This window comes from Candidatus Methylomirabilota bacterium (genome assembly GCA_036005065.1).
Taxonomy (GTDB): domain Bacteria; phylum Methylomirabilota; class Methylomirabilia; order Rokubacteriales; family DASRDR01; genus DASYQW01.
Genome location: DASYQW010000127.1, coordinates 1 through 5686 on the forward strand (window position 1 = coordinate 1; position 5686 = coordinate 5686).

At 71.9% G+C, this 5686-nt stretch carries 6 protein-coding genes, 2 tRNA genes, 1 other RNA gene and 1 pseudogene; 9 read left to right on the forward strand and 1 reads right to left on the reverse strand.

The annotated features are described in order from the left end of the window. The 3 genes from VGW35_09125 to VGW35_09135 form a co-directional block, all read left to right on the forward strand. A partial coding sequence (locus VGW35_09125; protein HEV8307819.1) for a phosphatase PAP2 family protein occupies positions 1–846 on the forward strand: 846 nt, incomplete at its 5' end. Between the two features lie 76 nt (positions 847–922). Then, the gene (locus tag VGW35_09130) at positions 923–1066 is read left to right on the forward strand and encodes a hypothetical protein (protein HEV8307820.1); all 144 of its coding nucleotides are present in this window, start codon (positions 923–925) and stop codon (positions 1064–1066) included. A 5-nt stretch (positions 1067–1071) separates the two neighbouring features. Next, a complete protein-coding gene (locus tag VGW35_09135; protein ID HEV8307821.1) occupies positions 1072–1335 on the forward strand; it encodes a hypothetical protein in 264 nt (87 codons plus the stop codon). Positions 1336–1341: 6 nt separating this feature from the next. Here the strand turns inward: VGW35_09135 and VGW35_09140 are convergent, their stop codons facing one another. Further along, on the reverse strand, positions 1342–1620 hold the full coding sequence (locus VGW35_09140; protein HEV8307822.1) for a hypothetical protein: 279 nt from the start codon (positions 1618–1620) through the stop codon (positions 1342–1344). A gap of 256 nt (positions 1621–1876) precedes the next feature. Between VGW35_09140 and VGW35_09145 the strand changes: the two genes are divergently transcribed. The 6 genes and pseudogenes from VGW35_09145 to ffs all read left to right on the forward strand — a co-directional run bounded on the left by VGW35_09145 (position 1877) and on the right by ffs (position 5442). Further along, positions 1877–3571 carry a protein kinase gene (locus VGW35_09145; protein HEV8307823.1) on the forward strand — a complete coding sequence of 565 codons (1695 nt, stop codon included), beginning with the start codon at positions 1877–1879 and terminating at the stop codon, positions 3569–3571. A 57-nt stretch (positions 3572–3628) separates the two neighbouring features. Further along, positions 3629–4321: an FHA domain-containing protein gene (locus VGW35_09150; protein HEV8307824.1), complete on the forward strand. Its 693-nt coding sequence runs from the start codon at positions 3629–3631 to the stop codon at positions 4319–4321. Positions 4322–4430: 109 nt separating this feature from the next. After that, a pseudogene (gene tadA, locus VGW35_09155) lies at positions 4431–4889 on the forward strand (tRNA adenosine(34) deaminase TadA). Positions 4890–4891: 2 nt separating this feature from the next. Continuing rightward, positions 4892–4985, forward strand: a tRNA-Ser gene (locus tag VGW35_09160). 32 nt (positions 4986–5017) lie between these two features. Further along, positions 5018–5110: transfer RNA gene (locus tag VGW35_09165), tRNA-Ser, on the forward strand. A 65-nt stretch (positions 5111–5175) separates the two neighbouring features. After that, positions 5176–5442, forward strand: an RNA gene (gene ffs / locus VGW35_09170) — signal recognition particle sRNA large type. The last annotated feature ends 244 nt before the right edge of the window (positions 5443–5686 follow it).

Here is a 5686-nt window from a genome sequence, read left to right on the forward strand (position 1 = left end):
AAGGTCGCAGGTTCGAATCCTGCTGGGCGCACCACCCACATCTACGACGGAATGCGCTCGGTCGCCAAGGCGCGCCGCGAGACCAAGCGAGTGGACCGCCGGCTCGCCCGGGTGGCGCTCCCGACGGCGTTTCGGCGCGCCCCCGGCGTCGCGCTGGGGTGGATCGGCCGTCAGGACGCCGCGGTCCTCGTCACCACCTTCGCCGTCGTGCTGGCCCTGTTCGGCTTCGCCAAGGTCGCCGGGGAGATGTTGGAGGGCGATACGAAGGCGTTCGATGTCTGGCTCCTTCGGATTCTTCGACGTCCTGACGCCGCCGAGATCCCCATCGGACCGGGTTGGCTGACGCATGCGGCGCTGGACATCAGCGGGCTCGGCGGCCCGACGACGCTCACCCTCGCGATCCTGCTGGTGTGTGGCTATCTGGTCCTCGACCGGAAGTATGCCTCGATGTGGCTGGTGGCCATTGCGGGCGCCAGCGGCGGCCTTCTGAGTACCCTGCTGAAGCTCCTGTTTGCCCGAGAGCGGCCGGACATCGTGCCGCATCTGACGACGGCGACGTCACTGAGCTTCCCGAGTGGCCACGCGATGCTGGCGGCCGTCATCTACCTGACCCTGGGGGCGCTGCTCGCCCGATTCGCTGCCCAGCGCAGGGTCAGGGCATACGTGCTCTCGGTCGCGCTGCTCCTGACCTTCCTCGTCGGCAGCAGCCGTGTCTATCTCGGCGTGCACTATCCGACGGACGTTCTGGGCGGGTGGTTGGCTGGCCTGGCGTGGGCCCTGGTGTGCTGGCTCGTGGCCAGATATCTGCAGCGGCGAGGCACGATCGAGGCACCGGGCCCGACATAGTGGGCCGGGAGGGCCCCGGCCCCGAAGCATTCGCCCAAATCCATGGGCGCGCGGTAGAATCGGCGCGGGAGAGCCTATGCGCGCGCGTCTCGCGGTGATCCTGCTCGTCGTGGCCTGGCTGGCGGGCTGTGGGGGTCGCTCACCGAGCGAGCCCACGGTGGTGGAGGTCGGTGGCATCTGCTCCCGGGAGATCTGCCCGAAGCGGAGTGGGGCGCAGTGAGCCGGATGGGACGGCTCGCCGCCGTCGGCGTGCTCTGCCTCGGGCTCGCCCTCCCCGCGTGCGGGAGCCCGTCCAAGCAGGAGCTCCTCCGGAAGGCCGAGGGGGCGACGACCAAGGCCGAGCTCGAAAAGGCCCTCGGGAAGCCCACGAAGTTCGAGGGGGGCGGCCTCGGCCCGATCACCATGGAGACGTGGACCTACACGGCCTCCGACGGGGAGGTCGTCTTCGTGATCGCCGGGAACACCGTGATCTCGCGGGCCGCGCGCTAACGCGGCTCACCTCCGCTTCGTCACGCCGGTCAGGCTGCCGCCCTGCAGACCCACCTGCCGGAGCGTCCCATCCGTGGCCTCGAACAGCCCGTAGCCATCGCTGAAGCCGACGAGCTTTCCCCAGGCGGTCGGCACGGTCGTCTCCTTGCGCCGCTGGGCCGCCGCCGCATCCGGGGCGAGAGCGCGGAGCCAGCGGCCCGGGGCGATCCAGGGGTTGAGCGCGATGACGCTCAGGGCGAGGGCGATGATCGTCAGCACGGCCTTGGTGTAGCGGTCGAGTGGCATGGCGGCCTCCGTTGCCCGGGCGCCTCGAAACGGCGGCCCGGGGTCGTTCGTCTGGCCGGGAGCGTAGGGAGAACCCCCAGAGAGTGTCAAGCGGATTCGCCCCGGCGGCGCCCCGGAATACCGGCGCCTCGCGCCGCTATGGTAAGATCGGGTGGCCGCTGTTCGGGTGGGGCGGCATGACCGGCCTCGACGACCCGGCCGACGGCGCTCGGGCCGTGGCCGGTCCCGCTCCGGTCCCGACCGGGAGCCCGTAACTGTGACGAAGAGGTGTCCGCGCTGCCGAAAGGCCTACGACCAGGGCATGCAGGTGTGCCCGGCTGACGGCACATCCCTGGTCACCGCCAACCCGCTCGATCCCGCCGTGGCGACGGCACTGGGCAGCGATTATCGCATTCTCGACTGGCTCGGCTCCGGCGGCATGGGCGCGGTGTACCTCGCCGAACAGATCCGGGTCGGCAATCGCAAGGTCGCCCTGAAGGTCCTCCATCGCCGGTTCTCCGAGGATGAAGAGTTCATCACGCGCTTCGAGAACGAGGCGGCCTCGACCGGGCGGATCAATCAGCCGAACGTCATCACGATCTACGAGTCCAAGCAGGCCCCCGACGGCACGCTCTACATCGCGATGGAGCTGGTGGAGGGCGACAGCCTGACCGAGCATCTTCGGCAGCGCGGGCAACTGGCGCTCGTCGAAGTGGTCGACATCGTGGCGCAGTGCTGCAAGGCGCTGCAGGCGGCCCATCGGCTGGGCATCATCCATCGGGACATCAAGCCCGACAACATCATGTTGACGCGGGACTCGGACGGCGCCCGCCTGGTCAAGATCCTGGACTTCGGGATCGCGAAGCTCATGGACTCGGGCGGGCACACCGTGACCGGGAGCGTGCTCGGCACGCCCGCCTACATGTCCTACGAGCAAGCCAGCGGGCTCTCCTCCGAGAAGCTGGATGGCCGCTCGGACATCTACTCGCTGGGTCTCGTCACCTACGCCATGCTGGTCGGGCACCCCCCGTTCCGCTCCGACACGCCGGTGGGCTACATCACCAAGCACCTCTCCGAGGCGCCGCCATCGCTGCGGGCGGAGCGCTCCGACCTGCCGGCGGCCGTCGAAGCGGTGGTGCTGAAGTCCCTCGAGAAGGATCGGGAGCGGCGCTACCAGACGGCCGTCGACTTCGCGGCGGCGCTCCGGGAGGCCGCCGTGTCGCCGGCGGGCGCCAAGCCGGCCCCCGGCCCGATCGAGCCGGCGCCCACCCCCCCGTGGCGCGCCACGCGCCCCACCGCCGGGCAGTCGACCGAGGTGAGCCGGCCGGGCATCCAGGAAGCGCCGGTGGCGACCCCGGCCGGCGACGTCAGGGTCCCCACGCTGCCGTCGGGAGCCACGGTCACGCCGACTCCCGCCGGGTCACGCTCCGGCCCGGTACCCCCGGCCGCGGTCCAAGCGCCGCCCGCGGGGCCGCCTCCGACCACGCCGGCCACCACCACCCCGCGGCTGACGACGCCGCCGCCGCGCGCGAGCGGCACTCCGGCGCGCCGACCCGCGCCCGAATGGGATACGGGACCGGTGGCGACCCCGGCCGCCCCGCGCCGGCCGCGGCCCACGACCGAAGGGCGGCGCCCGTCCCGCCCGCAAGGCGGCGGGGAGGGCCTCGCGGCGGCGCTGTGGGGGATCCGGACCCTGCTCTCCTGGGGCATCACGGCGTATGCGCTCGCGCTCCTCCTGGTCTTCGCGTGGCCGATGGTGGGACCGCTCCTGCCCCCCTCGGTCAGGCCGGTCGTGCTGATCGGCCAGCAGGTCACGCAACTGTTCCCGTCCTTCAGCATCGCCGGGTTCGATCCGGTGCCCCTGGTGCTGGCCATCGCCCTCCTCCTGATCCGGCCTCGCGTCACCAACCCGCTCTGGCGGCTCGAGGCCCGCGCCCGGGCCCGAGCGGTGTCGACGGAGCTTCCCGAGTGAGCGACGGGCGGCGCGCCCGGCCGCCGCGCCGCCGGCAGGGACCGTGAGGAGACGCGGATGCCGAAGCTGACGCTGGTCCTGGATCGGAAGCCCGTGCAGGTCTACGACATCGACCAGCCTGTGATTCGGATCGGACGAGGCGAGAGCATGGATGTCGTGATCGACAACGTCTCGGTCTCGCGCCGCCAGGCGGAGCTTCGGCAGGAGGGGGGCAGCTGGACGGTGCGGGACCTCGGCTCCTCGAACGGCACGTTCCTCAACGGCCAGCGCCTGGCCGGCGAGCAGGCCCTCCGGCCGGGGGACGAGATTTCGTTCGGCAAGTTCTCCCTCTTCTTCGATCGGGCCCTGACCGATAGCAGTCAGGCCGAGCCGACCCAGCGGGGCGCGGCCGAGGTCGGAGGGACGCTGCTGCTCCGGCCGGAGGAGGTCGAGCGTCTCCAGCGCACGGCCGCCCTCAAGCGGAGCGCGCAGCTCCAGTGGGAGGTCGGCGAAGAGCGGGGGACCTACTACCTGGAGGGCGCGGGGGCCCTGGTCGGCCGGAGTGAGCTGTGCGACCTCCGGGTGCCGTCCGGCGGCCCGCGCCAGCATATCCTGGTGCTCCGGGGGCGGGACGGCTTCGAGGTGCGGAACCTGGCGCGCTGGCGGCGGATGAAGGTCTCCGGCCAGGTCACCAGCCGCAGCACCCTCGCGAGCGGCGATACCATCGAGATCGGCGGGCTCAAGCTGACCTTCATGGACGAGGTTCGCTGAAGGTCCGGCCGCGCGCGCCGCGGTGCCGTCCGGCGGGCCGCGCGCCTTGCGACCGTGAGGGCCCTGCGCTACAATTGACGAGGTTTCCCGCGGACGCCCATCCCGCCCCATGCTCGACCCGTGCGACCTGCATCGGCCCTTCATGACGGCCGCGCTCGAGGAGGCCCGTCGAGCGGGGGCGGCCGGGGAAGTGCCGGTGGGGGCGGTCGTGGTGCTGGAGGGCGTGATCGTCGGGCGCGGGCACAACCGGCCGATCGGTGAGCGCGACCCCACGGCCCACGCCGAGGTGCTGGCGCTGCGAGAGGCGGCCCGCCGGGTGGGCAACTACCGGCTGTCGGGCGCGACGCTGTACGCCACCGTGGAGCCCTGCACCATGTGCGCGGGCGCCTGTCTCCAGGCGCGGGTCGCGCACCTGGTGTTCGGTACCCCCGACGAGAAGGCCGGGGCGGTCGTGAGCGGGGCGAGGCTCCTCGAGCCGGGCCGCGCGACTCACACGGTGCGCGTGACGGCCGGGGTCCTGGCCGAGGAAGCGCGCGGGCTGATGCAGGAATTCTTTCGGACGCGACGCGCGGAGGGGTACCGAAGTGGTCGTACCGGGCTCGACTCGAAATCGAGTTGGGGGTGATGAGCCCCCACGTGGGTTCGAATCCCACCCCCTCCGCCATCATTCGGAGGCGCGGGCGAAGTCCGCGCCGGGGAGAGGTGCCCGAGCGGCCGAAGGGGCACGACTGGAAATCGTGTACACGCCCAAAAGGTGTGTCGAGGGTTCAAATCCCTCCCTCTCCGCCACCTGTCCTCCCGTGGAAGGGCCGAGCGGCCTCGGCGCGCCGAGGCCGGGCCGGGCTCGAGTGTGGCCGTGCTAGACGGGGAGCTAGCGGTGCCCTGTACCCGCAATCCGCTCTAGCGGGGTCGAACTCCCGCCCGAGGTGCCCTCGTCTTGGACTGAGCCGCGAAGGAGAGGCGATGAAGGCTGGGCCCCACGCAACGGGAATCTACCAACCCCGCCAGGCCCGGAAGGGAGCAACGGTACGTAGACCCTCTCGTGTGCCGTGGGATCCCCTGGCCGGAGCCCGCTCCTCGTGGAGATCGCAGGCCGAGCGGTATCGACGGTGGGTGCACGGCCACTTTGAGCAAGGGGGGGAGTCCCAACCACTCCTCCCCTTGACCCCCCCACCTGGGGGTCGGGCGCGCCCGGCGGCCACCGGGGAGTCCCAACCACTCCCCCCCTTGACCCCCCCACCTGGGGGTCGTGCGCGCCCGGCGGCCACCGGGGAGTCCCAACCACTCCCCTTGACCCTCCCACCTGGGGGTCGTGCGCGCCCGGCGGCCACCGGGGAGTCCCAACCACTCCGCTCCTGGAGGGGT

What these genes read in the sequence shown, in the direction of transcription:
- VGW35_09130 (HEV8307820.1), top strand. Translation starts at nt 923, where the DNA reads ATGCGCGCGCGTCTCGCGGTGATCCTGCTCGTCGTGGCCTGGCTGGCG.
- VGW35_09135 (HEV8307821.1), top strand. Translation starts at nt 1,072, where the DNA reads ATGGGACGGCTCGCCGCCGTCGGCGTGCTCTGCCTCGGGCTCGCCCTC.
- VGW35_09150 (HEV8307824.1), top strand. Translation starts at nt 3,629, where the DNA reads ATGCCGAAGCTGACGCTGGTCCTGGATCGGAAGCCCGTGCAGGTCTAC.
- VGW35_09140 (HEV8307822.1), bottom strand. Translation starts at nt 1,620, where the DNA reads ATGCCACTCGACCGCTACACCAAGGCCGTGCTGACGATCATCGCCCTC.